A 24,921-nucleotide genomic window follows, 5' to 3' on the forward strand; every position below is an offset into this window, starting at 1 on the left:
TTCCAGCGGGGCTTGCGCCGACGCTGAAATCGGCGTTCAACGCAAGCTGGGAAAGACGCGTCCGGTCCCGGGAACCGCGCCGCGTCGTGGAATGGCGCGCGCGGGCATGAGCGGCGCGATATGAGGGAGAGGATCATGGATCAGTTGGAAGCATTTCTAGGCCAGATCGGCGGTATCGTCTGGGGGCCATTTCTGTTGATTCCGCTGCTGCTGGGCACCGGTCTTTATCTGACCATCAAGCTGGGCGGCATTCAGTTCGTGCGCCTGTGGCCCGCGCTGCGCCTTGGCCTGATCAAGCGCAGCGACGATACGGATGACGGCGATATTTCGCAGTTTCAGGCGCTGACAACGGCCATGGCGGCGACCGTCGGCACCGGCAATATCGTCGGCGTGGCCACCGCGATCAGCACCGGCGGGCCGGGCGCACTGTTCTGGATGTGGGTCACGGCGCTGCTGGGCATGGCCTCGAAATATAGCGAGGCGTTTCTGGGCGTGCGTTTTCGCACCACCGATTCAGCGGGCGAAAAGAACGGCGGCCCGCAATATTATCTGGAACGCGGGATCCCCGGCGGGCTGGGCAAGTTCCTGGCCATCAGTTTCGCCATCTTCGCGGTCTGCGCCTGTTTCGGCATCGGCAATTTGACGCAGGGCAATTCGATCGCCTCCAACCTGGACAGCAGCTTTGCGATCCCGACTTGGATCACCGGGCTGATCCTGTCGGGTCTGACGCTGGTGGTGCTGATCGGCGGGATCAAATCCATTGGCCGCGTCACCTCGGCGCTGGTGCCTGCGATGATCCTGTTCTACGTTTTGGGCGCGCTTTACATCCTGCTGGCCAATATCAGCGCGGTTCCCGCCGCGCTGGGGCAGGTCTTCAGCGAAGCCTTTACCGGCAGCGCGGCGATTGGCGGCTTTTTCGGCTCGACCATCATGATCGCGGTGCAATATGGCGTCGCGCGCGGCATCTTTTCGAACGAATCCGGCATGGGATCGGCGGCCATCGCGGCGGCCTCGGCCCAGACCACGCATCCGGTGCGTCAGGGTCTGGTGTCGATGACCCAGACCTTCATCGACACAATCATCGTTGTCACCTGCACCGGGCTGGTCATCATCACCACCGGCGTCTGGCACGAGATCGACCCGGCCACCGGCGAACGGATCTCGGCCGCGATCATGACGGGTCAGGCCTTCAGCCACGGATTGCCGGGGCAGTGGGGCCATTGGATCGTCACCGTCGGGCTGACGCTGTTTGCCTATTCCACCATTCTGGGCTGGGCCTATTACGGCGAACGGAACGTCGAGCGGCTTGGCGGACGCGGCGGCGTCATGCCCTTCCGCGTGCTGTTTTCGCTGGTCGTCTTTATCGGCTGCACGGTGAAGCTGGGCGTGGTTTGGAACTTCTCGGATGTGATGAACGGGCTGATGGCGATTCCGAACCTGATCGGGTTGCTGCTGCTATCCGGGCTGATCGCCCGCGAAACCCGCTTCTACCTGCAGCATGACCCCAAGCTGGAGGCCAATGCCGCCGAGATCGAGGCGTTCATGCAGGGCCAGTCCAGCTGGGAGGAATGGAAGCGCGGCGAAGAACGTCAGGCCTGATGAGACAGGACAGGATGAAATGCCGCCCTTCCGGGGCGGCATTTTTCGTTCCGGGCGCTGTCGGCTTTCGGTGGCCGCCGGTTCCTGGCAGAACAGGGCAGCAGATCAGGGAAAGGCCTTGTCATGACCACAAAACCTGACCGCCGCCGGAACCTGTTCCGCGAGGGCCATCTGTCGGTCGGGATCGTGCTGCCGATCCGCGACGGCGAGGGCGATGAGGTCGATTTCCGCCAGCAGGTCGATCTGGCCGCCCTTGCCGATGATCTGGGCTTCGATGCGGTTTGGGTCCGCGATGTGCCGCTGAACGGGCCCTGGTATCCCGAGGCGTTCGGCCATCCCGACCCGTTCGCGATGCTGGGCGCGCTTTCCCTTGCTACGCGGCGGATCGCCATCGGGACGGCGGCGACCGTGCTGACCTTGCGCCACCCGCTGCATATCGCGAAATCTGCCATCTCGCTGGACCGGCTGGCACCGGGGCGCTTTGTCCTGGGGCTTGGATCGGGCGACCGTCGCGAAGAATTCGATGCTTTCGGAGAGGATGCCGCCGATCACAAGCAGCTGTATCGCCAGCATTGGACCGAATTATCGGCAGCACTGCAGCGACCGCCGCGCATCCTGCATCAGGCGGCTGGGCCGGACATGGCCTTTGAACTGCGCCCCCCGGCGGCCAGCGACATCCCCATGCTGGCCATCGGATCAGGCGGCCAGACGCTGGAATGGATTGCCCGAAATGCGGCGGGCTGGGTGACCTATCACCGCCCTTCGGCGGTTCAGCGCGACCGGTACATGCTGTGGCGCAGCGCCGTCGCGCGTCACGCACCAGGGCAGTTCCGCAGTTTCAGCACCGGGCTGCGGCTTGATCTGCAGACAGATCCCGCCGCAGCCGTGGAAGAGATCGAGCTGGGCTATCGCACGGGCACCCTTGGCCTGTCCCGGATCCTGCAAGAGATGCGCGATACGGGTGTGCATCACGTGCTGCTGAACCTGCCGCCGAATGGCAGCTTGGCGCAGGATCGCCTGACGACGATTGCCCGCGATGTGCTGCCCGCCCTTACCCCCGCGCCGCAGGGCTGAGGGCCATCGGCATCAGTGGAAATCCCGGCTGGGAAACAGGCGTTTGGCCTGCTCTCGGGGGTGCATCGCGCGGGGCTGTGGCAGGGGGCGCGGGGCGTTATCGGTCTGCGGCGTGGTGCGCCCGACGGCCTCTTCCAGCGGATGCCCCAACTGCCCCAGCAGATGCGAGACATCCTCGATATGCCGGGCGATCAGATGCACCACGATCCCTTCGCGCTGCAGCATGCCGGTCACGCGCAAAAGCCGCCCGCCCATGACCTCGCGGCGAAAGCGCTGAAAGACCTTTTTCCAGACCACGACATTGCTGACGCCGGTTTCATCCTCCAGCGTCAGGAAGATCACCCCCGAGGCCGTGCCGGGGCGCTGGCGGGTGATGACAAGCCCGCAGACCGAGGTACGGACCAGCGGTGCCTGAACCAGCTTGTCATGCGCCGTCAGGCCGGGAAGCGAGGGGCGCAGCAATTCCATCGGATGCGCGCGAAGGGTCAGACGGGTGGCGACGTAATCCTCGACCACCTCTTCGCCCAGATGCATGTCGGGCAGCGCCACCTGTGGCTCGTCGATGACCTCGCCATCGATCGGATCGTCGAACAGGGGCAAAGGCTGCTGACCGTGGATCGCCTTGACCTGCCACAGGGCATCGCGGCGTTTCAGGCCCAGCCCGGCAAAGGCATCGGCCTCGGCCAGCCGTTCCAGCACCGGGGGCGGGATGACCGCGCGCAGCCAGACCGCCTGCGGATCGGTATAGCCATTGCCCCGCGCCGCCGCGATCCGTTCGGCATCCGCCTGTTTCAGCCCCTTGACCTGCCGAAAGCCCAGCCGCAGCGCCAGCACCCCATCGGCACGGCGCTCCAGCGTATTGTCCCAGGCACTGGCATTGACGCAGACGGGCCGTATCTCGACCTGATGTTCGCGCGCGTCGCGCACGATCTGGGCGGGGGCGTAGAACCCCATCGGCTGACTGTTCAGCAGCGCACAGGCAAAGACCGCCGGATGATGGCATTTCAGCCAGGCCGAGACATAGACCAGCAGCGCAAAGGCCGCCGCATGGCTTTCGGGAAAGCCGTAATCGGCAAAGCCCTCGATCTGGGAAAAGCAGCGTTCGGCAATATCCTGCGAATAGCCGCGCGCCAGCATGCCATTGATGAATTTGTCGCGATGCGCGCCAATCGTGCCCATGCGCCGGAACGAAGCCAGCGCCCGGCGCAGGTGATCGGCCTCTTCGGCGGTAAAGCCCGCCCCCACCACCGCAATTTGCAGGGCCTGTTCCTGAAACAGCGGCACGCCAAGGGTGCGGCGGGTCACGGCCTCAAGCTCTGGCCCGAAAGGTTCGGGCTCTTCCAGTTTCTGCCTGCGCCGCAGATAGGGCTGGACCATGCCGCCCTGAATCGGACCGGGGCGGACGATGGCGACCTCGATCACCAGATCATAGAATTCGCGCGGCTTCATCCGGGGCAGGAAATTCATCTGCGCCCGGCTTTCGACCTGAAACACGCCCACCGCATCGGCCAGTTGCAGCATGCGGTAGGTTTCGGGATCCTCCGGCGGCACGCTGGCCAGGGTCAGCGCCCGGCCCTCATGCAGGTCCAGCAGCCCAAAGGCCTTGCGGATGCAGGTCAGCATGCCCAGACCCAAGACATCGACCTTGAGAATGCCAAGCGCGTCGATATCGTCCTTGTCCCATTCGATCACCGTGCGATCCTCCATCGCGGCATTTTCGATGGGGCACAGTTCATCCAGCCGGTCGCGGGTGATGACGAAACCGCCGACATGCTGGGACAGGTGGCGGGGAAAGCCGATCAACTGGCCGATCAGGTTCAGCGTCTGGGACAGCCGCCGGTCCGAAGGATCCAGCCCCAGTTCGCGCACCCGGTCCAGATCAGGCCCTTCGCCCGAATAGCCCCAGATCGAGCCCGACAGACCCGCCGTCACATCCTGCGACAGGCCCATGACCTTGCCGACCTCGCGGATCGCGGCGCGCGACCGGAAATGGATCACCGTGGCACAAAGCCCCGCCCGGTGGCGGCCATACCGGCGATAGATCCACTGAATCACCTCTTCGCGGCGCTCATGTTCGAAATCCACGTCGATATCGGGCGGTTCGCCCCGGTGGCGCGAGACGAAGCGTTCAAAGACCATGCCGATCAGATCGGGCGACACATCGGTGATGCCCAGCAGATAGCACAGGATCGAATTGGCGGCCGATCCGCGCCCCTGACACAGGATCCCCTGACTGCGCGCATATTGCACGATGTCATGGACCGTCAGGAAATAGGCTGGGAAGTTCAGTTCCTCCACGACGGCCAGTTCCTTTGCCATCAGCTGCAGCGCCCGTTCCGGCGCACCCTGCGGATAGCGGCGCGACAGGCCTTCGCTGGCCAGACGTTTCAGCCGGTCCATCGGGCTTTCGCCCCCCTCGGCAATCTCGTCGGGATATTGATAGCGCAGTTCGGACAGGCTGAAGGCGCAGCGGGCGGCGATCTCCAGCGTCCGGCGCAGGGCGGCGGGGTGGTTGTGGAACAGCCGCACCATATCGGCATAACCCTTGAGCCGCCGTTCGGAATTGGGCAGGGCGCGGGTGCCGATGCTGTCAATGGTACAGCCCTCGCGCAGGCAGGTCAGCACATCGGCAAGCTGTCGGCGCTTGGCCCGGTGCATCAGCACATCGCCCACCGCCACCATCGGGGCCGAACAGCGCAGGGCAAGGCGGGCGCAGGCATTCAGGTAATCCTGATCCGAGCCGTCATAGCGTGGCGCAGCCCCCAGAAAGACATGGGCCGGAAAGCGCCGCTGCATGCGATGAAGATCGGGGGCGGCGGCCTCCAGCCCATCTCCGGGCAGCGCGATCAGGATCATGCCCGCGCAACCGTCCAGCAGGTCCTGCAATTCCAGCAGGCATTCGCCCTTGCCCGCCCGCCGTTTCCCAAGGGTCAGCAGCCGCGACAGCCTGCGATAGGCCGCCATATCCGTCGGCAGGGCCAGCCATTCCACGGCACTGTCCTGCAGCACCAGCCGGCAGCCGGTGATCAGCTTTGGCAGATGCTCCGCATCGGGCCGGGCAATATCCTGCGGCGCGCCGATTTCCTGACGAGAGCAACTGTCGATCCGATGCTGCGACCGGATCCGGACGGCCTCATCCGCCTTGCGCTGCAGGATCTTCAGCGCCGAATAGGCCCTGACCACACCGGCCAGCGAATTGCGGTCGGTGATGGCAATGGCCGTCAGGCCCAGTTCAGCCGCCGTCGTCACCATCTCTTCCGGATGCGAGGCCCCGGTCAGGAAGGTGAAATTCGTGGTCACGCAAAGTTCGGCATAACCTTGGGGGGATGGGCCGATGTTCATTCCCTGCAGTCCCGGTTAAAACGGCCGGATTGAGACGCAAAGGATTTCGCATGGACCTTGTCAGCACCGTAGATATTCCCGCCCGGCCCGAGGCGATCTGGCCGTTCTTCTTCGAAGCCAGAATGGATGACCGCATCCCCCTGCCATTCCGCTTTGGTCTGCCCAAGGCCGTTTCCTGCTCTGTCATCAAGGGCGATGGCAGTCCGGGCAGTATCCGCCGCTGCATCACCACGCGCGGCTATATGGATCAGGTCATCGATGTGGCCGATCCCTGCAAACGCTTTGCCTATCACCTGATCGACAGCGATTACTGGGGCCAGCCCTTCATCGACCATGTCGCCGATGATATCCGGCTGGAGGTGCTGGACGATCGCCTGACGCGGGTGACGCGCCGCACCAGCTTTGACGCCAAAGGGGTGCTGCGCATGCCCGGCCGGATGGTGATGCGGGCCGGGTTCGGCTTTGCCCATGGCTATGCCAATGAAAACTGGAACAGGCTGGCGCAGGCGTCCTGATCCGGGGCGCATCGGGGGGATCGTCATGCGAATTCCCCCTGCACATACCAGCCCGGATCCTGCGGCGTGTGAAACAGCCACAGCCGCCGCCCCTGCCGGGTCTCGACCCGCCAGTAATCGCGCAGGCCGCTGCGCCAGTTTTCGTCATCCAGCCACCATTCCGGCGCGATCCGTTCCGGGCCCGTGACCCGCAGCGTGGTGAACTGCACCCGCCGCCAGCGGAATTTCCGTGGCGGGCGCGCGCCCTTGGCGCTGATGAATTCGGGCGGAAACAGCATCAATGGCCGCGGCGGGCTATGCGACCAGCCATCTTCCGCCCGGGAATAGGCCGCAGGCGCGATGATGAAGCTGCGTTCCGGAATATGGCTGTCGGCGGGCAGGATGCGCTGAATATTCTCCAGCCCGATCCCGGTGCCGATCCGGCTGATCAGATCGTCCAGCCGATCCTGACGATCCGAAGCGACATGATTGACCTGTTCGACCGGCAAGGGTTCGACCTGCCGGGCCTCAAGCCGCAACTGGTCGATGCCGAAACCTGCATCGACATCGCCCATGGCGCGCGCAAACAGCGGCAGGATCCGCGCCGCATCCCGCAAGGGCCGCGCCAGACGCAACTCGATCCGGCGGTCGCTTTGATCCACCCGCCGCAGGGTCAGGCACAACATCCGCGCCCCCGCCTCTTGCCGGTCCAGTTTCTGGCAAAGCCGCACCAGCAGACGTTCGATCCCGGCCATCAGATCGTCCAGCAATCCGATCGGTTCGGGCAGGCTCAGCCGCACGCCGTAATGGGGCGGCTCTTGCAGCGGGGCGATTTCCTCGGGCTGCGCGCCAAGCGCCTGATCCAGCCGCATCAGCAGGCCCGGCCCAAAGCGGCGGGCCAGCGGGGCGCGGGCAGCAGCGGCCAGATCCCCGATGGTCCGCAGGCCCAGCCGTTGCAGGGCCGTGACCACCTCTTCCTCCAGCCTCAGCGCGGCCACCGGCAAAGGGGACAGCGCGGCCAGCGGTTGCTGCGGGTGGGCAACCCCTTCGCCATGATGCGCCAGCGCCCAGGCCGCCCCCCGCGTATCGCCCAGACCGATCTGCACCGACAGACCGGCCCCGGCAAAACGCTGTCGCAGATCGGCCAGCATCGCAGCCTCTCCGCCCCAGAGATGGGTCGAGCCGGTCACATCCAGCACCAGTCCGTCGCGCCCCTCGACCCCGACCCAGGGGCAATAGCGTGTCAGCCAGCGCCGCAGCCCCATCAGAAAGCGCCAATCCGCCGCCGGGTCGCCGGGACGGCTGTTCAGTTCCGGGCAAAAGGCGCGCGCATCGGAAAGCGGCATCCCGCGATACAGGCCCTGCCGCTCGGCCGGGGCATTCAGGCAAGAGATTCGGTTGGTGTTCTTCTGGTTCAGCGTCAGGGCAAACGGGCCCTCATCCGGCCATGCCCGCAAAACCCGGTCGCTGGCCAGACGCGGCATCCAGAGGGACACGATACGGCGGGTGATTCCATCACGCATGGCCCCATTATATGTTCTTGTTTTGTTCCAGTTAAGCCAAAAGCGGCTGGCCGGTGATCACAGCCTTGCAGGAGGAGTAACAAAAACCTGCCCCTGCGGGGTCAACCGGCAAGCGGTCCGGTCTGCCAAAGCCTGACCTTCAGCCCGCCATGCGCGATGATCGGTCCGGGCGGCTGGAAGGGCAGGCCCGTGGCCTTGGCCAGTCCCGCCTCGCTGGTGACAATGCCCACGCGCCAGCCTGCAAAGCGACTGCGAAACACCTCGCCCATGGCCGCATGCAGACCGTATAACGGACCCTTATTGCCGATCCGGGCGCCATAGGGCGGGTTCACGACGATCAGGCCGGGCGGGCTGTCGGGCGGCTGTAGATCGCTGATCTGGCATTGGTCAAAGCGCGTCAGTTCGGCAACCCCGGCACGCGCGGCATTCTGCTGGCTCATGCGGATGGCGCCTGCGTCGCGGTCGCTGCCGAAGAACTGCGGATTGGCCCTGCGGACGGGCACGGATGCCTTCAGCGCCTGCCAGCCCTCGGCGTCAAAGCTGGCAAGGTTTTCAAAGGCAAAGCTGCGGCTGCGACCCGGCGCAAGGCCCAGGGCGATCTCGGCCGCTTCGATCACGAACGTGCCCGAGCCGCACATCGGGTCCAGCACTGGCTGGCTGCCGTCAAACCCCATCTCGCGCAGGAACATCGCCGCCATGGTTTCGCGCATCGGCGCCTTGGCGACGGCCTCTTTATGGCCGCGCTTGTGCAGGGATTCGCCGGTCGTATCCAGACTGATGGTGACCAGATCATCCTCGATCCGCAGCTTCACCACGATGGCGGCATCCGCCGCAATCGGTGCGCCCAGTTCTTCGGCAATCGCGCGTTCGATGCGCTGCGTTGCGGCCCCGGCGTGATAGATCCGCGACTTGCGCGTCACCGCCTCGACCTTGACGGGCAGATCGGGGCGCAACACATCGGCCCAAGGGAATTTCCGCCCGCGCTTGTCCAGCTGCGCCAGATGCATGGCCCGAAAGCTGCCGACCCGCGCCAGCACCCGCGTGGCGCCACGCAGAAGCAGATTGGCGCGCCAGACATCCTGCCAGCCCCCCCGGATGGTCACGCCACCCGGCTGGGTCTCGGGCGTCCAGCCAAGCGCCCGCACCTCGGCCGCCAAAGGGGCTTCCAGCCCGGGCGTCGCCACCAGAAATATCTCGAAATCATCGCTCATGATCGCAGCCCTATCGCCTGCGCGCGGGGAAAGCGAGGGGTCAGCGCCCCATCCGCCGGATCATGTCGATGGCCTGCCGCATGCGGCGGCTGTTCTGGCGCATCGCCCTGGCATCGCGTGCCGATTGCTGCGGCGTCTTGCCCTTGCCTTTGGCCATCTTGTCGATGGCCTTGTTGGTGCCCCAGTTCATCAGATGCCGGGTCAGCATCCGCCCGATCATATTGACCGCCTGATTGAGGTTCATCGCCTATTCATCCTCGAACAGATCATCCGCCGGGCCCGAGAAATCCTCATCCTCATCGGGCTGCGGCGCCAGGGGGACCGAGATGCCGTCGGCGGGCGGGCGCGACTCCAACAGGCCCGCCGCGCGCAGTTCCGACAGGCCCGGCAGGTCGCGGGCGCTTTCCAGCCCGAAATGATCCAGAAAGGTCTCGGTCACGACAAAGGTGGCGGGGCGGCCCGGGGTCATGCGGCGGCGCCCCACCCGCACCCATTCCATCTCGATCAGCTGATCCAAGGTGCCCCGGCTGACGGCGACGCCGCGGACCTCTTCGATCTCGGCTCGGGTGACGGGCTGGTGATAGGCGATGATCGCCAGCGTCTCGATGGCGGCGCGCGACAGGCGGCGCTGCTCGACCGTTTCGGTCTGCATCAGGAAGGACATGTCGGGTGCCGTGCGAAAGGCATAGCCATCACCGATCCGTTCCAGCCGGACACCCCGGCTTTCATAGCGGCGGCGCAGGCCGGTCAGCGCCTCGGCGGGATCGCTGCCCGCAGGCATGCGGGCGGCCAGTTCGCGCACCGCCAGCGGCTGGGCCGAGGCGAACAGCAACGCCTCGACCATCCGCTCCTGCTCTTCGATCGGCGGCGGCGGAAATTCGGGCGCGGTGGGCGGATCGCCCTGTTCGGCGCTGTCATCGGGGGTCAGATCGGTCACGTCAGTTGCGGTCATTCGAGGGTTTCATGCGGAAGCTGATCGGCGCAAAGGTCTCGCTCTGCCGTATCTCCAGCCGCCCTTGCCGCGCAAGCTCTAACGAGGCGGCAAAGGTTGCGGCGGTGGCGGATCGGCGGCGGCTGCCCTGCCCGTCCCAGCCATCGGGCAGGAAATCGGCAAGATCGGTCCATTCCCCGGCGAAACCGATCAGATTGCGCAGCCGGTCCAACGCCTGCTCCATCGTATAGACATCCTGCCGGTCAAAGGCATAGGGGCGGAATTCATCCTTTGTTTTCAGCCGCGCATAGGCCCGCATCAGGTCGATCAACCCGGCCTGCCACTGGGTGCGCCGCTTGCGCGCGACGCTTTCGGGCGCGCCGCGCTGAAAGCGGCTGATGCCCAGACGGTCGCGCCCCATCAGACGCGCCGCCGCGTGTCGCATCGCCTGCAACCGTTCCAGCTGAAAGGCCAGATGGGCGGCCATATCCTCGGCGCTTGGCCCCTCTGCCTCGGGGTCGGGGGGCAAGAGCAGGCGGGATTTCAGGAAGGCCAGCCAGGCGGCCATGACCAGATAATCGGCGGCCAGTTCGATCCGCAGCGCGCGGGCCTGTTCGACGAATTGCAGATATTGTTCGGCCAGCCCCAGGACCGAGATCTTCATCAGATCCACCTTCTGCGTCCGCGCCATGCTCAGCAACAGGTCCAGCGGGCCCTCGTAACCATCGACATCGACGATCAGCGCCTCTTCCGCGCGGCGCTGCGACACCGCCTCGGCATCGAAATCATCGCGGGCCGGTTCGTCAGGAACCGCCCGAAGATAGGGGACATTGGCTGGCGTCTTGGCCACGCGGCCTCCGCAGATGCATCAAGAGCGTCAGAGTCTGCGCAACCCGGCCACGAGTCAAGCGGTGGCTGCGGCGGGAACCAATTCCTGCCATTCGGCCCAAAGCGCCGCGCGATCCAGATCCTGTGGCATGTGGCGCTGCGCAAGGGCCGCATCGGCGCGACGTTGCGCATCCGGCGACAACGCACCCGCAGCGGCGACCACCGGCTCCATGCTGGCAACCGTGCCGTTGCAATGCAGCACAAGATCGCAGCCCGCCGCGATCGAGGCCGTGGCCCGCTCTGCCTCGGTCCCCGACAGGGCGTTCATGGTGATGTCATCCGTCATCAGCAGCCCGTCGAAACCGATCTGATCGCGGATGATGCCGATCATCCGGGCCGAGGCCGTGGCGGGGGCGTCATCCAGCGCGGTAAAGCGGATATGGGCGGTCATGCCCATGGGCAGATCGTTCAGGGCGCGGAAGGGGGTGAAATCCAGCGCCTCCAGTTCTGCCGCGCTGGCAGCGACGGTGGGCAGGTCGTGATGGCTGTCGGCAATGGCGCGGCCATGCCCGGGCATGTGCTTCATCACCGGCAGCACCCCGGCCGCCAGCAGGCCATCCGCCGCCGCGCGCCCCAGTTCAGCCACCTGCGCGGGCCTGTCGCCAAAACAGCGGTTGCGCAGGAAAGGATGGGTGTCGGCCTGCGCCACGTCCAGCGTCGGCGCACAATCCGAATCGATGCCCGCATCGCGCAATTCGCAGCCGATCAGGTAATAGCGCAGCCACATGGCCCGTGCCCCTGCCCCGGCCTGATCCAGCGGCGCAGGCCATTCGCGCCAATGCGGCGCGCGCAGGCGCTGCACGCGCCCGCCTTCCTGATCCACGGTGATCACCGCATCGCGGCCCACGGCCTCGCGCAGATCGCCGGTCAGGCGGCGCAGCTGTTCGGGATTCTCCACATTGCGGCCAAACAGGATGAATCCCCAGGGATCGGCCGAGCGAAAGAAATCCCGCTCGGCCTGTGTCAGCTCAGTCCCGGCGATGCCGCCAAGGATGGTCGCGTTCTGCGTCATGCCTATTTCAGCGCAAGGCAGTCGGTTCCGCCGGATTTCAGCGCGCTGCAGAAATCGCGCGCCTCGCCAAGCGATCCGAAACCTGCCACGCGCAGGCGCCAGAAGGTGCGCCCGTTCGAGACATGTTCCTGAATCACCTGCTGCTTGCCGCTGAAGGATCCGAATTTGCCCGCCAGACGATTCCATTCGCTGGCCGCAATCGAATTGCTGTCAAAAGCACCCAGCTGAACCACCGGACCGCTGGCGGAAGAGGCAACCGGGGCAGCTTCCGGGGCCGGTGCTGCGGGTTCAGCGGGGCGGCTGGCAGGCGCCTGCGGGCGCGCATCCGTCGCGGTCGTCACGGCCGAGGCGACGCGCATCCCGCGCGGACGCGGCGCCGGGCGGGACGAGGCCGTCAGCACGGCGGAATTGACGGATGCCTGCGCCTCGGCCAGCGCGGCGCTGATCGCGTCGGTCTGGGCGGGCGCGCCGGTTTCATCGGTCACGACCTGATTGACCGGGCCTTCCAGCGCGGGCTCTTCGCTGATCGTGGCGGCTTCGATGGCCTGATTGGCCAGCGCCAGACGCTGCGCCTCGGCGGCGGCCTGTTCCTGCGCCAGGGCGCGGGCTTCGCTGTCCGACATCGGCACGATCGGCTCGCCATCGAAGCTCAGCGGAATTTCGGATGTGTTTTCGGGTTCGCGGGCCGTGGCGCCCAGATTGCCCATCGCCACGTCTTCATCCGACAGCCCGGTGGCTGCGGGGGCGATGGCGACCTGATCGACGCTGCGCGGGGCGGCACCTTCTGCGACGCCATTCACCGAATAGCCGGTATAGCTGGTCAGTTCGCCGCCGGGATTTTCCGGCGTGGTCCGGGAATCGCCCGCGATGGCCTTGATGACCGGCACGCCCGACACGTCACGAGAGACAAGCTGCCAGCCCCAGACCAGCAGGCCGATCATCATCGCGACCGATGCAAGCGCCCCCAGATAATGCGTCAGCCGGGACAGCCGCGCCGTCAGGCTGGCCGCCTGCGGTTCACCGGCGGAACGCCCGTCGTCGTAATGCGAGGAACCCTCGTCCCACTCATTCTGGTCATAAGAAAATTCGCGCCGCACCTTGTGCCGCGAAAACACGTATCCGCCTTCGCGGAAATCCATCACTGCCATTGTCTGCCTGCCTGCCGGTTTGCCCGGTTTAACGGTTCACTGCTCTCAGACGTCCGACGGCGGCACCGTTATTCAGCGCATTTCTTCCATCGGAGTGACGCCAAGGATACCCAGACCGGACGAAATGACAACGCCGACGGCACGAACCAGCGCAATTTTTGCCTGGGACGTGGCGAAATCGCCATCCTGAACAAAGCGCAAGGAGACATCGTCATTGCCGCGATTCCACAGCGAATGCAGGTCCGAGGCGATCTCATACAGGAAAAATGCGATCCGATGCGGCTCATGCGCGCGGGCGGCATGTTCGACCAAACGTGGCCATTCGGCAACTTTTCGGGCCAGTTCCAGCTCGGCCGGATGGTCCAGTTTGGTCAGGTCTGCGGCCAAAAGCGCAGAATCGCTGACATCGATTCCCGCCTCGGTCGCGCGGCGCAGGACCGAGTTCACCCGCGCATTGGCATATTGTACGTACCAGACCGGGTTATCCTTGGACTGCTCCAGCACCTTGGCGAAATCGAAATCCAGCGGCGCGTCATTCTTGCGCGTCAGCATGATGAAGCGGGTCACATCCGCGCCGGCCTCTTCCACGACATCGCGCAGCGTGACGAAGGTGCCCGCGCGTTTCGACATCTTGAAGGGCTCGCCATTCTTGAACAGCTTGACCAGCTGGATCAGCTTGATGTCCAGCGGCACGGCGTCATTCGACAGCGCCTTTACCGCCGCCTTCATCCGCTTCACATAGCCGCCGTGATCGGCGCCAAAGATATTGATCAGCTGGTCGAATTCGCGATGAATCTTGTCCAGATGATAGGCGATATCGGGCGCGAAATAGGTCCAGGCCCCGTCCGATTTCTGGATCGGCCGGTCGACATCATCGCCGAAGGCGGTCGATTTGAACAACATCTGCTCACGCTCTTCCCAGTCCTCGGGCAGCTTGCCCTTGGGCGGCTCCAGCACGCCGCGATAGATCAGGCCCGCGCTTTGCAGGCGCTCGACCGCGGCTTCGATCTTTCCGCTGGAATAAAGCGCCTTTTCGCTGGAATAGACATCCATGCGCACACCCAGCAGCGACAGATCCTCGCGGATCATCTGCATCATGGCCTCGGTGGCGAAATTGCGGATCTCGACCAGCCAGTCCTCTTCGGGCTTGTCGATCAGGCTGTCGCCATATTTCTCTTTCAGGGCCTGACCCACGGGGATCAGGTAATCGCCGGGATACAGCCCCTCGGCGATCTGCGGCTCTAGCCCGTTGGCCTCGCGATAGCGTTCATAGGCCGAGCGGGCCAGCACATCGACCTGCGCACCGCCATCGTTGATGTAATATTCGCGGGTCACGTCATAGCCCGCGAAATCCAGCAGGCTGGCCAGCGCATCGCCAAAGACGGCGCCCCGGACATGGCCGACATGCATCGGACCCGTGGGATTGGCGCTGACGAATTCGACATTCACCCGCGCCTTGTTCCCCATGTCGGAACGGCCGAAATCGCGGCCCTGTTGCAGCGCCGTGCCGATGATCTCGTACCACACGGCGGGCGACAGGCGCAGGTTCAGAAAGCCCGGACCGGCCACCTCGGCGGCCAGGATACGGTCGTCGGTCAGCCGCGCGGCCAGCCTGTCGGCGATGTCGCGGGGCTTCATCTGCGCGGGCTTGGCCAGCACCATTGCCGCATTCGTGGCCATATCGCCATGGGCCGGATCGCGCGGCGGCTCGACGGCGACATTGCCGTAATCCAGCCCCTGCGGCAGTTCGCCCGCCGCCACCATCTGATCCAGCGCCTTGACGACGAGACCGCGAATATCGGTAAAGATGTTCATCTTGCCATTCCTGAAAGCTTGCAGCCGGTTAACGCTGCCCACCCCCAAAGGTCAACAGCGACCGGCCCGCAAGCCCGATATTCTGTCAGGACGTGGCGCGGATCAGCCCTGCTTTTCGCCAATCAGGTCAGGATCGTCGCGGCCCGGGCGGTCGCTGTTCTCCTCGCCGTTTTCGGCGGCCTGATTGCGCTTGACGGCCTCGGCCTCTTCCTTGGCGATCTGGCGGGCCTTGTCCTTCATCTCGGTCTGCTGCTCATTCTCGCGCCGGATCTTTTCGGCGATCTCCTGCGGCACAAGCGAGACGATGCGCATGTCGGGCTTGCCCTCGATCTTGGCCGCATCCTCGATGAACCACAGCTCGTTGTTCAGGACCGCAGCCAGCGGCACGGCACCCTCGCGGACCTCGCGCCATTTTTCCAGCGTATATTCCTCGGTCAGGCGGGTCGTGCGGAATTCCCAGCCATCGGCCAGCATCTCCAGATATTGCGCAAGGGTGCGATTGCCATTGATGCTGCGGCCACCCAATTGCGTGGGCAGGGCGTGGCGGGCGCGGTCTTCCTTGTCGCGCGACACCTGCCAGATCGCCTCGCGCCCGAATTCCGGGCCAAGATCGGTGGCGACAAGCGTGTTATAGGCATCATTGTCCGAGGCGGCCAAGATCGCGGAATAGGCGATGAATTCGACACTGTTTTCCGCCGCTTCGCCCAGAATATCGCCGTAATAGACCGGCACGCCTGCCGCGCGGGCGGTCCGCAGATGGTCGCGGTTCGGATCGGTGATCAGCACCTGCACATCCGCCTTTTCCAGCGCCTTCGCCAGCCCGGTGGCGAACAGCGACCCGCCCACGATCAGCAGGCCCGGTTTGTCGCCCGAGGTCAGGCCAAGCCGGTTTGCCAACGGCTTCAGCGTGAAACCGTGCAGGACGACGGTCGCCAATACCAGCACGAAGGCCAGCTGCGCGATCATGGTGCCGTCCTCGATCCCGATCGAGACCAGCCTTTCGGCAAAGACCCCCGACACCGCCACCAGCACGACACCGCGCGGCCCGGTAAGGGCGATCAGCAGCTTTTCATTCCAGGGCAGGTTTGACCCGCTGAGCGAGATCAGCACGGTCAGCGGTCGGGCCACGCAGATCACCAGCAGCAAAAACAGCAGCGTGCGCCACCAGGTCAGTTGGGCCAGCGCCTCGAAATTGACGCCTGCCGCCAGCAGGATGAACACGCCCGACACCAGCAGGATGGTGGCGTGCTCCTTGAAACGATGCAGCTCGTAATAGCTGGGCAGATCGGCATTGGCGATGACAAGCCCCATGAAGGTCACGGCCAGAAGCCCGCTTTCATGGGTGACGGAATCCGACACCGCAAAGACCGCCAGAACGGTGACGAACAGCAGCGGCACCTTCATGTATTCGGGCACCCAACCTTCGCGGAAGGCCTGCACGATGATCCACCCGGCCGAGATCCCAACAGCCGTGGCGAAGCCAATGCCCAGACCGAAATCCAGCAGCGCACGGGTCAGGGGCACGTCGCTGTGCACGACGACGACCATCCCAAGCGCCAGAACCGCGACCAGCGCGCCGATCGGGTCGTTGACGATACCTTCCCATTGCAGGATCTGGGCCGGCCGCGACCGCAGCTTGGCCTGTCGCAGCAGCGGTGCGATCACGGTCGGGCCGGTCACGATCATGATCCCCCCGAACACGGTCGAGGATTCCCAGCTGAGCCCCGCGCCATAGCGCAGCACCAGCGTAGACAGCAGCCAGCCCAGCGGCGCCCCGATATAGACCAGCCGTCGCACTGCGGGCCTGGCATCGGCAAGTTCCTTGAAGCTCAGCGTCAGGCCGCCCTCGAACAGAATCACGGCGACGGCCAGGGAAATCATCGGCGCGACCAGGCTGCCGATATCGCGTGAGGGAATGAAGATCCCGGTGATCGGCCCCAGGATCAGGCCCGCCGCCAGCATCAGCACGATGGCCGGAAGCCGAAACCGCCATGCCAGCCACTGCGCCGCGACGCCGGCCACGCCTACGATTGCAAATGCCTCGACCGGGCTAAGACCGCCTGCCGCTTCTGTCGCCATGATGTCCCGCTATTCACTATGTTCCAGTTGTTGTTAGCGCAGAACAAAACGAAAGGGGAATGAGTTCCTGACAAGACACGCTTTTTTCGCGTAAAATACGTGAAATTGTTGACGATCAGCACAGTTTGGTCTAGGTCAGCCCAGCCCGCATCCGGCGGGCGACCGAAGGGGCGTGAGAGACTGCGTCCCAGATTGCCGCAAGATTTCGCCCGCACAGGGGCGACGGCATGGACGCAAGGCGCCCCGAAAGGGGCGTGACACCAACGCAAGAAAGCCCCGCATGACCAAATTTTCCGATCTCAAGCTCGACCCCAAGGTGCTGAAGGCCATCGCCGAGGCAGGCTATGACAGCCCGACCCCGATTCAGGCCGGGGCGATCCCGCCCGCCCTTGAAGGGCGTGACGTGCTGGGCATCGCACAGACCGGCACGGGCAAGACCGCCAGTTTCACCCTGCCCACGATCACCCTTCTGGGCCGTGGCCGCGCCCGGGCGCGGATGCCGCGCTCGCTGGTGCTGTGCCCGACGCGCGAACTGGCCGCCCAGGTGGCCGAGAATTTCGACGTTTACGCCAAATACACCAAGCTGACCAAGGCGCTGCTGATCGGCGGCGTCTCCTTCGCCGAACAGGACAAGCTGATCGACCGTGGCGTCGATGTGCTGATTGCCACGCCGGGCCGCCTGCTGGACCATTTCGAACGCGGCAAGCTGCTGCTGACCGGCGTGCAGATCATGGTCGTGGATGAGGCCGACCGGATGCTGGACATGGGCTTCATCCCCGATATCGAACGCATCTTCCAGCTGACGCCCTTTACCCGCCAGACGCTGTTCTTCAGCGCTACCATGGCGCCCGAGATCGAGCGGATCACCAACACCTTCCTGCACACGCCGGAACGGATCGAGGTCGCGCGTCAGGCCACCACCAGCGAAACGATCACGCAGCGCCTGGTGGAACTGACGCCCACCCGCCGCGATCAGACCGCCAAGCAGAAGCGCGACCTGATGCGCGCGCTGATCGATGCCGAGGGCGAGGCGCTGACAAATGCCATCATCTTCTGCAATCGCAAGACCGACGTGGATATCGTCGCGAAATCGCTGAAGAAACATGGCTATGACGCCGCCCCGATCCATGGCGATCTGGACCAGTCGCACCGCACCCGCACGCTGGAATCCTTCCGCGATGGCAAGCTGCGCTTTCTGGTCGCCTCGGATGTGGCGGCGCGCGGCCTGGACATCCCGGCGGTCAGCCATGTGTTCAATTTCGACCTGCCCGGCCATGCCGAGGATTACGTCCACCGCATCGGCCGCACCGGCCGCGCCGGACGTTTGGGCACCGCCATCAGCATCGCCACCCCCGCGGATGAAAAGCTGCTGTCGGCAATTGAAAATCTGGTCAAGCAGACCCTGCCCCGCGCCCCGCTTCCCGAAGGTTTCTCGCTGTCGGAATCGGACCGCCCGCAGCGTGGTGGTCGCGAAGACCGCAAGGGTCGTGATGGCCGCGAAGGCCGCGACAAACGGCGCCGGGGCCGCCGAGACGATGAACAAGGCAAGGATAACAGCGTGGACAATCAGGGCGACAACACTCGCGACGACCGCCCGGAACCCAGGAAACGGTCCGAGGATCGCAAGGATCGGCGCGATGACAACCGCCGCGACCGCCGTCAGCGCGGCCGCAATGATGATCGTGGCCCGGTGATCGTCGGCATGGGCGATCACGTTCCCGAATTCATGCTGGTCGAACTGCGCCCCTCGATGCCCGAGGGCGCGACCGAGGTGGATCAGCAGGACGATCAGGCCCGCAAGCCCGCCGAGACGGAAGAAAAACCGGCCAGCAAGCGCAGCCGCTCGCGCCGTCGTAGCGCGCGTCAGGACAAGGCCGAGCCCGCGACCGTGGAAGAGACCGCCTCGACCACCGAAGCGGCCCCGGCAGCGGAAGAACAGACCGCCGCAGCGCCGCAGCCCGAAGCCCAGCCCGCAGACACGCCCGAGGCGCCGGCAGCCATCGGCGAATATCCCGAACCCCCGGCAACGCCCAAGCGCGCCCGCCGCAAGAAGGCAGAGCCCAAGGAAGACGAGGCCACGGCCGAGGCTCCCAAGCCGCGCAAGCCCCGCACCCGCAGGACCAAAGCCGAGATCGAGGCCGAAAAAGCCGCCAAGGCCGCCGCGCCCGAGGATGCTGTTGCCGAGGAAAAGCCCAAGCGCACCCGCCGCAAAAAGGCGGAACCGCAGGCGGAAGACATCGCCGAGGCTCCGGAAAAGCCCAAACGGACCCGCCGCAAGAAGGCCGAACCCACCGGCGAGACCGATGAAAAGGGCAATGCCGACGCTGACGCCTGATTGCCGCCCATGCGCGATCTGACCGCCCTGCCGCATCACCCGCGCCGCAGGCCCGGCCTGCGGCAGGTGCTGCCCGATCTTGCATTGGGCCTGATCGCGGCCCTGGGTCTTGCTCCGTTCAACGTCTGGGGCGCCACTGTCCTGGCCCTTGGCGCCCTGACCTGGCGCCTGTCGCGCAGGCAACCCCACGCCGTCTTCTGGCACGCCCTTGCCGCAGGGACCGGATGGTTCGCCCTGTCGATGAGCTGGATCGTCGAGCCGTTCTTGGTCGAACCAGAGATCTACGGCTGGATGGCCCCTTTCGCGCTGCTGCTGATGGCACTTGGCGGCGCTTTGTTCTGGGCGATCCCCATCTGGCTTGCCGCCCGACTCAGCCCGACCTGGCGCGGTCGTGCGGTGAACATCGCCGCAGCACTGGTCCTGTCGGACTGGTTGCGCGGCTGGATCTTCACCGGCCTGCCCTGGGCCCAGATCGGTCAGGTCTGGATCGGCACCCCGATTGCGCAAAGTGCCGCATGGATCGGCGCGATCGGCCTGTCACTGCTGACCGCCGCGATTGCGCTGCTACCGACCCTCTTCTGGCGACCCTTGGGCAAGACCCTCTACGGCTTCCTGCCCGGAACCGTCGCCGCCATTGCCCTGACCGGCGGCCTCTGGGCCCTTGGCCTCGCCCGACTGGCCCAGCCGTTGCCGCCCGACCGCGACAGCATCATCCGTATCGTCCAGCCGGATGCAGAACAGCACCTGAAATGGGACCCGGAATGGTCGGGCATCTTCTTCCGCCGCCTGCTGGATCTCTCGGCGGAACCCAGACGGCGCGATCTGGTGATCTGGCCGGAAACCGCCGTGAATTTCCTGCTGGAAGACGCGGGCGACCTGCTGCCGATCATGTCACAGGCCGCCGATGCCCCGCTGGTCATGGGCATCCAGCGCCGCGACGGCAGCCGCTATTTCAACAGCATCGCCTGGCTGAATCGCGACGCATCGCTGGGGCCCATCTACGACAAATTTCACCTCGTCCCCTTCGGCGAATATATCCCCTGGGGCGACGCGATGGCAAAAATCGGCATCTCCGCCTTCGCGGCACAGCAGGGCAATGGCTATTCCCCCGGCCCCGGCCCCGAAACACTCCCCGGCGACGAAATCATCCCCGATTTTCAACCGCTGATCTGCTACGAGGCGATCTTCTCCCAGCACTTGCGCGCTACCGAAAATCGCCCCTCATGGCTGCTCCAGGCCACCAATGACGCCTGGTTTGGCACATTCTCCGGCCCCTACCAGCATCTCGAACAGGCCCAACTCCGCGCCATCGAATCCGGCCTCCCCCTGCTCAGGGCGGCCAATACCGGTATCAGCGCCGTGATCGACCCTTACGGGGACATCCGCGCCTCTCTGGGCATGGGAGAGATCGGCAAGATCGACGCAGCCCTGCCCGCCGCACTTCCGGAAACCTTCTGGATCAGATGGGGCAATGCCCCCACCCTCATCCTGCTGGCGCTCATCTTCGGCACAACCATGATCCGCCGCCGCGCCTGAGATCTTTTGTGTCCAAATATCCACGGGGGAGCCGCCGAAGGCGGCGGGGGCAGTCGCCCCCCTGCCCGCTGATCAGTCGCGAAAGTTCCGGCTGTCCTTGACCTGATCCCAGGCCCAGACCACCTCGGCCAGCCGATCCTCGTCAGAGCGGTCGCCGCCATTCATATCCGGATGCAGATCCTTCACCAGCGATTTGTACTGCTTGCGAATCTCGGCCCGGCTCCAGGTATCCTTGGCTTCCAATATCTCGATCGCCTTGCGCTCGGTCGGCGGCAATTTGCGGCTGATCTTGGCCCGCGCCTCGGGCGAGGTGCCGTTGGCACCCAATATTTCAAGCGGATCGCTGACGCCGTGCCGCGCCCATTTCTGCTCTTCGGCCGCCCGGCCAAATGGCTTGGTCGGACGCTCCCAGACGGTCGCGTTGTCAATAAATTGCTGAAATTCTTCTTCGCTCTGGCCCTGAAAGTAATTCCAGTTCGCGTTATATTCGCGAACATGGTCTTTGCAGAACCAGAAATAATCATCCAGATGACGGGGATTCTTGGGCGCTCGATATTGCCCGGGCGCATCGCAGCCCTCTTTTTCGCAAATGCGAGTCGAGGTCTCGAATGCACCGGACATACCGCGACGACCCTTGTTCCGCCGCTTTTTGTCCTTCGCGGCGGAGATATCGAATCCGAACGGGTCACTACTGCTCATTCCGGGTACCTTTGCGTTTCGGAGGCGGTACTTTAAGCTATTTCACGCAACATGAAAGGTCTTGACGAAGGGAAGTGGCGATGATCGCGGATGAAATGAAGGAAAGACTGGCAGCCTTGCAGCCAACGCAGGTCGAGATCATCGACGAAAGCGAAGGCCATCGCGGCCATGCTGGCTATCGCGAGGGCGGCGAAAGCCATTTCCGGATCCGGCTGGCCAGCCCGGCTTTCGCGGGCATGGGCAGGATCCAGCGGCACAGGCTGGTGCATCAGACGCTGGGCGATATCGTCCCGCGGATCCATGCGCTTGCGCTGGAACTGTCCGAAAGCTGAGCCGTTAGCGCCCACAGGCTTGTGGCAGCAGGGTGCCCCGCGTAGAAGCCAGTCAAACAGGCATTCAAGCAAGGATATCCCATGAGCACGCCCAAGGATTTCAACGATCGCATGCTGTCGCTGGGCCTGGCCCGGGTCAGCGAAGCTGCCGCCCATGCCTCGGCCCTGCTGATCGGACGCGGTGATGAAAAGGCCGCCGATCAGGCCGCCGTGAATGCGATGCGCGATCAGTTGAACATGCTGGACATCAAGGGCGTCGTGGTGATCGGCGAGGGTGAGCGGGACGAAGCGCCGATGCTGTATATCGGCGAAGAGGTCGGCACCGGCAACGGTCCCGAGGTGGATATCGCGCTGGACCCGCTGGAGGGAACGACGCTGACCGCCAAGGACATGCCCAATGCCCTGACCGTCATCGCCATGGCACCGCGCGGCACCCTGCTGCATGCACCCGACGTCTATATGGACAAGCTGGCCATCGGGCCGGGCTATGCCAAGGATGTCGTCAGCCTGGACATGTCGCCGGCCGAGCGCGTGCGCGCGCTTGCCAAGGCACGCGGCTGCAAGGACAGCGATATCACGGTCTGCATCCTTGAGCGCCCCCGGCATGAAGAGATGATCGCCGAGGTTCGTGAAACCGGCGCCGCGATTCGTCTGATTACCGATGGCGATGTGGCCGGCGTGATCCATACGGCAGAGGCAGAGCTGACCGGGATCGACATGTATATGGGCTCGGGCGGCGCGCCGGAGGGCGTGCTGGCGGCCTCGGCGCTGAAATGCATGGGCGGGCAGATCTGGGGTCGGCTGCTGTTTCGCAATGACGATGAGCGCGGTCGCGCCGCAAAGGCGGGGATCACCGACCTGAACCGCATCTATTCGCGCGATGAACTGGTCACGGCGGATGTCATCTTTGCGGCGACCGGGGTCACCAATGGATCCATCGTTGCCGGGGTAAAGCGCGAGCCGCATTACCTGCAGACCGAGACGATCCTGATGCGGTCCAAGACTGGATCTCTGCGCCGGATGATCTATCGCAACCCGGTCAAGTGAGGTAGGTGCGGGATGGGGGCTTTGCCCCCGGCCCTGACGGGCCTCCCCCAGGATATTTTGACAAAGAAGAAGTTAGGGGCAGGGTGGCGTTTCTGGGAATCGAGCAGTCGCTGACCGGTCGTCGCTGGATTGGCTGCGATCCTGCCGTTGAGCGTATGGCCGAAGGCCTGGCGCAGCAGGCGGGATTGCCGCTGGCGGTGGCGCGGGTTCTGGCCGAGCGCGGCGTGGATGCGGCCGATGCGGCGGGTTTTCTGCTGCCCAAGCTGCGCGATCTTTTGCCCGATCCCTTGCGTCTGCGGGATATGGAGATCGCGGCCGAGCGGCTGGTTCAGGCGGCGCTGGAGGGTCAGCGCATCGCGATCTTTGCCGATTACGATGTGGATGGCGGATCCTCGGCGGCACTACTGCTGGACTGGCTGCGCGGTCAGGGGCGCGATGCGACGCTGTATATTCCCGACCGGATCGATGAGGGCTATGGGCCGAATGTGCCTGCCATGACCTCGCTGGCGGCGGATCACGATCTGATCATCTGTGTCGATTGCGGCACCCTGAGCCATGAGGCGCTGGCCGCTGCGCAGGCTGCCGATGTGATCGTGCTGGACCACCATCTGGGCGGCGAGACGCTGCCCCCTGCCCTGGCCGTGGTCAATCCGAACCGGGCCGATGAGGACGGCGATCTGGGCTATCTCTGTGCAGCGGGCGTCGTGTTCCTGACCCTGGTTCAGGCGGGGCGCGTGCTACGCGACAGGCAGAAGCCCGAACCTGATCTGATGGCGCTGATGGATCTGGTGGCGCTGGCGACGGTGGCGGATGTCGCGCCGCTGGTCGGGGTGAACCGCGCCTTTGTGCGGCAGGGTCTGGCCGTGATGGCGCGCAGGCAGCGGCCCGGTCTGGTCGCGCTGTCCGATGTTGCCCGGCTGGATGGGCCGCCAAGCGCCTTTCATCTGGGGTTTCTGCTGGGGCCGCGCATCAATGCGGGGGGCCGTGTCGGGCGCGCCGATCTGGGCGCGCTGTGCCTGTCGGCCCGCGACCCACATGAGGCCGAGCGGTTGGCCCGGCAATTGGATGAGTTGAACACCGAGCGTCGCGCCATCGAGGCCGCCGTGCGCAGCGAAGCGCTGGCGCAGGTCGAGGCGCGCGGCGATGCCCGCCTGTCCTGGGCTGCGGGTCAGGGCTGGCATCCGGGCGTGGTCGGGATCGTCGCAGCGCGGGTGAAGGAGGCAACGGATCGCCCCTCGGTCGTGATCGGGGTGGATGGCGGCATCGGCAAGGGGTCTGCCCGCTCGGTTCCCGGGGTCGATCTGGGCCGCGCGATCCAGCGGCTGGCGCGCGAAGGGCTGCTGATCAAGGGCGGCGGCCACGAGATGGCGGCGGGCCTGACCGTCGCCGAAGAGATGATCGCGCCCGCGATGGCGCGGCTGGGCGAGTTGCTGGCCCGCGATCTGGACAATCGCACCGGCGCCCATGATCTGCGGATCTCTGGCCTTTTGGAGGGCAGCGGCGCCACGCCCGCGCTGTACCGGCAGTTGGAGGATGCGGGCCCCTTTGGTCAGGCCGCCCCCGCCCCCCGCTTCGTCTTCGCAGATCAGTTGATCGACAGCGCCAGCACCATGGGCGACAACCACCTGCGCCTGTCCTTCCGCAGCCCCGGATCGCCCGCGCTGGTGGCCGTGGCCTGGGGTGCGATGTCCGGCCCGCTTGGACCCGCGCTGATCGGCGCGAAGGGCCGCCGCTTTCATCTGGCGGGCAAGCTGGATCTGTCCACATGGGGCGGGCGCGAAAGATTGCGCCTGCGCCTTGACGATGCGGCACCGGCCTGAGCGCCGGATCCTCTGGCCACGATGCCGCCGCGGCGC

The 24,921-nt window shown here is 65.2% G+C and carries 18 protein-coding genes and 1 pseudogene; 8 read left to right on the plus strand and 11 right to left on the minus strand.

Features of this window, described 5'->3' with window-relative positions:
• Window positions 1–135 precede the first annotated feature (135 nt).
• Complete coding sequence (locus JHX87_RS09670) at window positions 136–1,599, plus strand: alanine/glycine:cation symporter family protein (RefSeq protein WP_271885328.1); 1,464 nt, start codon at window positions 136–138, stop codon at window positions 1,597–1,599.
• 123 nt (window positions 1,600–1,722) lie between these two features.
• Window positions 1,723–2,673 carry a TIGR03571 family LLM class oxidoreductase gene (locus JHX87_RS09675; RefSeq protein ID WP_271885327.1) on the plus strand — a complete coding sequence of 317 codons (951 nt, stop codon included), beginning with the start codon at window positions 1,723–1,725 and terminating at the stop codon, window positions 2,671–2,673.
• Window positions 2,674–2,685: 12 nt separating this feature from the next.
• On the opposite strand, the gene JHX87_RS09680 is transcribed toward JHX87_RS09675, so the two are convergent.
• Window positions 2,686–6,015, minus strand: coding sequence for an error-prone DNA polymerase (locus tag JHX87_RS09680; RefSeq protein ID WP_271885326.1), 3,330 nt, complete (start codon window positions 6,013–6,015; stop codon window positions 2,686–2,688).
• A 50-nt stretch (window positions 6,016–6,065) separates the two neighbouring features.
• Between JHX87_RS09680 and JHX87_RS09685 the strand changes: the two genes are divergently transcribed.
• Window positions 6,066–6,530, plus strand: coding sequence for an SRPBCC family protein (locus JHX87_RS09685; RefSeq protein WP_271885325.1), 465 nt, complete (start codon window positions 6,066–6,068; stop codon window positions 6,528–6,530).
• A gap of 23 nt (window positions 6,531–6,553) precedes the next feature.
• On the opposite strand, the gene JHX87_RS09690 is transcribed toward JHX87_RS09685, so the two are convergent.
• The 9 genes from JHX87_RS09690 to JHX87_RS09730 form a co-directional block, all read right to left on the minus strand.
• On the minus strand, window positions 6,554–8,032 hold the full coding sequence (locus JHX87_RS09690; RefSeq protein WP_271885324.1) for a Y-family DNA polymerase: 1,479 nt from the start codon (window positions 8,030–8,032) through the stop codon (window positions 6,554–6,556).
• Between the two features lie 101 nt (window positions 8,033–8,133).
• Window positions 8,134–9,243 carry a THUMP domain-containing class I SAM-dependent RNA methyltransferase gene (locus tag JHX87_RS09695; RefSeq protein WP_271885323.1) on the minus strand — a complete coding sequence of 370 codons (1,110 nt, stop codon included), beginning with the start codon at window positions 9,241–9,243 and terminating at the stop codon, window positions 8,134–8,136.
• 40 nt (window positions 9,244–9,283) lie between these two features.
• Window positions 9,284–9,487, minus strand: a complete 204-nt coding sequence (locus JHX87_RS09700) for a hypothetical protein (RefSeq protein ID WP_271885322.1) — start codon at window positions 9,485–9,487, stop codon at window positions 9,284–9,286.
• Window positions 9,488–9,490: 3 nt separating this feature from the next.
• The gene (gene scpB, locus JHX87_RS09705) at window positions 9,491–10,195 is read right to left on the minus strand and encodes an SMC-Scp complex subunit ScpB (RefSeq protein ID WP_377775995.1); all 705 of its coding nucleotides are present in this window, start codon (window positions 10,193–10,195) and stop codon (window positions 9,491–9,493) included.
• Window positions 10,182–10,943 (minus strand): segregation and condensation protein A, encoded by a 762-nt coding sequence (locus tag JHX87_RS09710; RefSeq protein ID WP_271885363.1) that lies wholly within the window; start codon window positions 10,941–10,943, stop codon window positions 10,182–10,184. The genes scpB and JHX87_RS09710 overlap by 14 nt, the downstream gene beginning before the upstream one ends.
• A 135-nt stretch (window positions 10,944–11,078) precedes the next feature.
• Window positions 11,079–12,074 carry a beta-N-acetylhexosaminidase gene (nagZ, locus tag JHX87_RS09715; RefSeq protein WP_271885321.1) on the minus strand — a complete coding sequence of 332 codons (996 nt, stop codon included), beginning with the start codon at window positions 12,072–12,074 and terminating at the stop codon, window positions 11,079–11,081.
• A gap of 2 nt (window positions 12,075–12,076) precedes the next feature.
• Window positions 12,077–13,222 carry an SPOR domain-containing protein gene (locus JHX87_RS09720; RefSeq protein ID WP_271885320.1) on the minus strand — a complete coding sequence of 382 codons (1,146 nt, stop codon included), beginning with the start codon at window positions 13,220–13,222 and terminating at the stop codon, window positions 12,077–12,079.
• 72 nt (window positions 13,223–13,294) lie between these two features.
• On the minus strand, window positions 13,295–15,037 hold the full coding sequence (gene argS, locus JHX87_RS09725) for an arginine--tRNA ligase (protein ID WP_271885319.1): 1,743 nt from the start codon (window positions 15,035–15,037) through the stop codon (window positions 13,295–13,297).
• A gap of 102 nt (window positions 15,038–15,139) precedes the next feature.
• Window positions 15,140–17,116, minus strand: a complete 1,977-nt coding sequence (locus tag JHX87_RS09730; protein ID WP_271885318.1) for a cation:proton antiporter — start codon at window positions 17,114–17,116, stop codon at window positions 15,140–15,142.
• 280 nt (window positions 17,117–17,396) lie between these two features.
• Between JHX87_RS09730 and JHX87_RS09735 the strand changes: the two are divergent.
• Window positions 17,397–18,869: pseudogene (locus JHX87_RS09735) on the plus strand (DEAD/DEAH box helicase); the annotation flags it as partial.
• Between the two features lie 591 nt (window positions 18,870–19,460).
• Window positions 19,461–20,987 carry an apolipoprotein N-acyltransferase gene (gene lnt, locus JHX87_RS09740; protein ID WP_271885315.1) on the plus strand — a complete coding sequence of 509 codons (1,527 nt, stop codon included), beginning with the start codon at window positions 19,461–19,463 and terminating at the stop codon, window positions 20,985–20,987.
• Between the two features lie 72 nt (window positions 20,988–21,059).
• On the opposite strand, the gene JHX87_RS09745 is transcribed toward lnt, so the two are convergent.
• Window positions 21,060–21,686 carry a J domain-containing protein gene (locus JHX87_RS09745; RefSeq protein WP_271885313.1) on the minus strand — a complete coding sequence of 209 codons (627 nt, stop codon included), beginning with the start codon at window positions 21,684–21,686 and terminating at the stop codon, window positions 21,060–21,062.
• An 80-nt stretch (window positions 21,687–21,766) separates the two neighbouring features.
• Between JHX87_RS09745 and JHX87_RS09750 the strand changes: the two genes are divergently transcribed.
• The 3 genes from JHX87_RS09750 (at window position 21,767) to recJ (ending at window position 24,885) form a co-directional block, all read left to right on the plus strand.
• Window positions 21,767–22,018: a BolA family protein gene (locus tag JHX87_RS09750; RefSeq protein WP_271885311.1), complete on the plus strand. Its 252-nt coding sequence runs from the start codon at window positions 21,767–21,769 to the stop codon at window positions 22,016–22,018.
• Window positions 22,019–22,099: 81 nt separating this feature from the next.
• Window positions 22,100–23,065: a class II fructose-bisphosphatase gene (gene glpX, locus JHX87_RS09755; RefSeq protein WP_271885309.1), complete on the plus strand. Its 966-nt coding sequence runs from the start codon at window positions 22,100–22,102 to the stop codon at window positions 23,063–23,065.
• An 83-nt stretch (window positions 23,066–23,148) separates the two neighbouring features.
• Window positions 23,149–24,885: a single-stranded-DNA-specific exonuclease RecJ gene (gene recJ, locus JHX87_RS09760; protein WP_271885307.1), complete on the plus strand. Its 1,737-nt coding sequence runs from the start codon at window positions 23,149–23,151 to the stop codon at window positions 24,883–24,885.
• The last annotated feature ends 36 nt before the right edge of the window (window positions 24,886–24,921 follow it).

The sequence above is a fragment of the Paracoccus fistulariae genome, assembly GCF_028553785.1.
GTDB classification, from domain to species: Bacteria; Pseudomonadota; Alphaproteobacteria; order Rhodobacterales; family Rhodobacteraceae; genus Paracoccus; species Paracoccus fistulariae.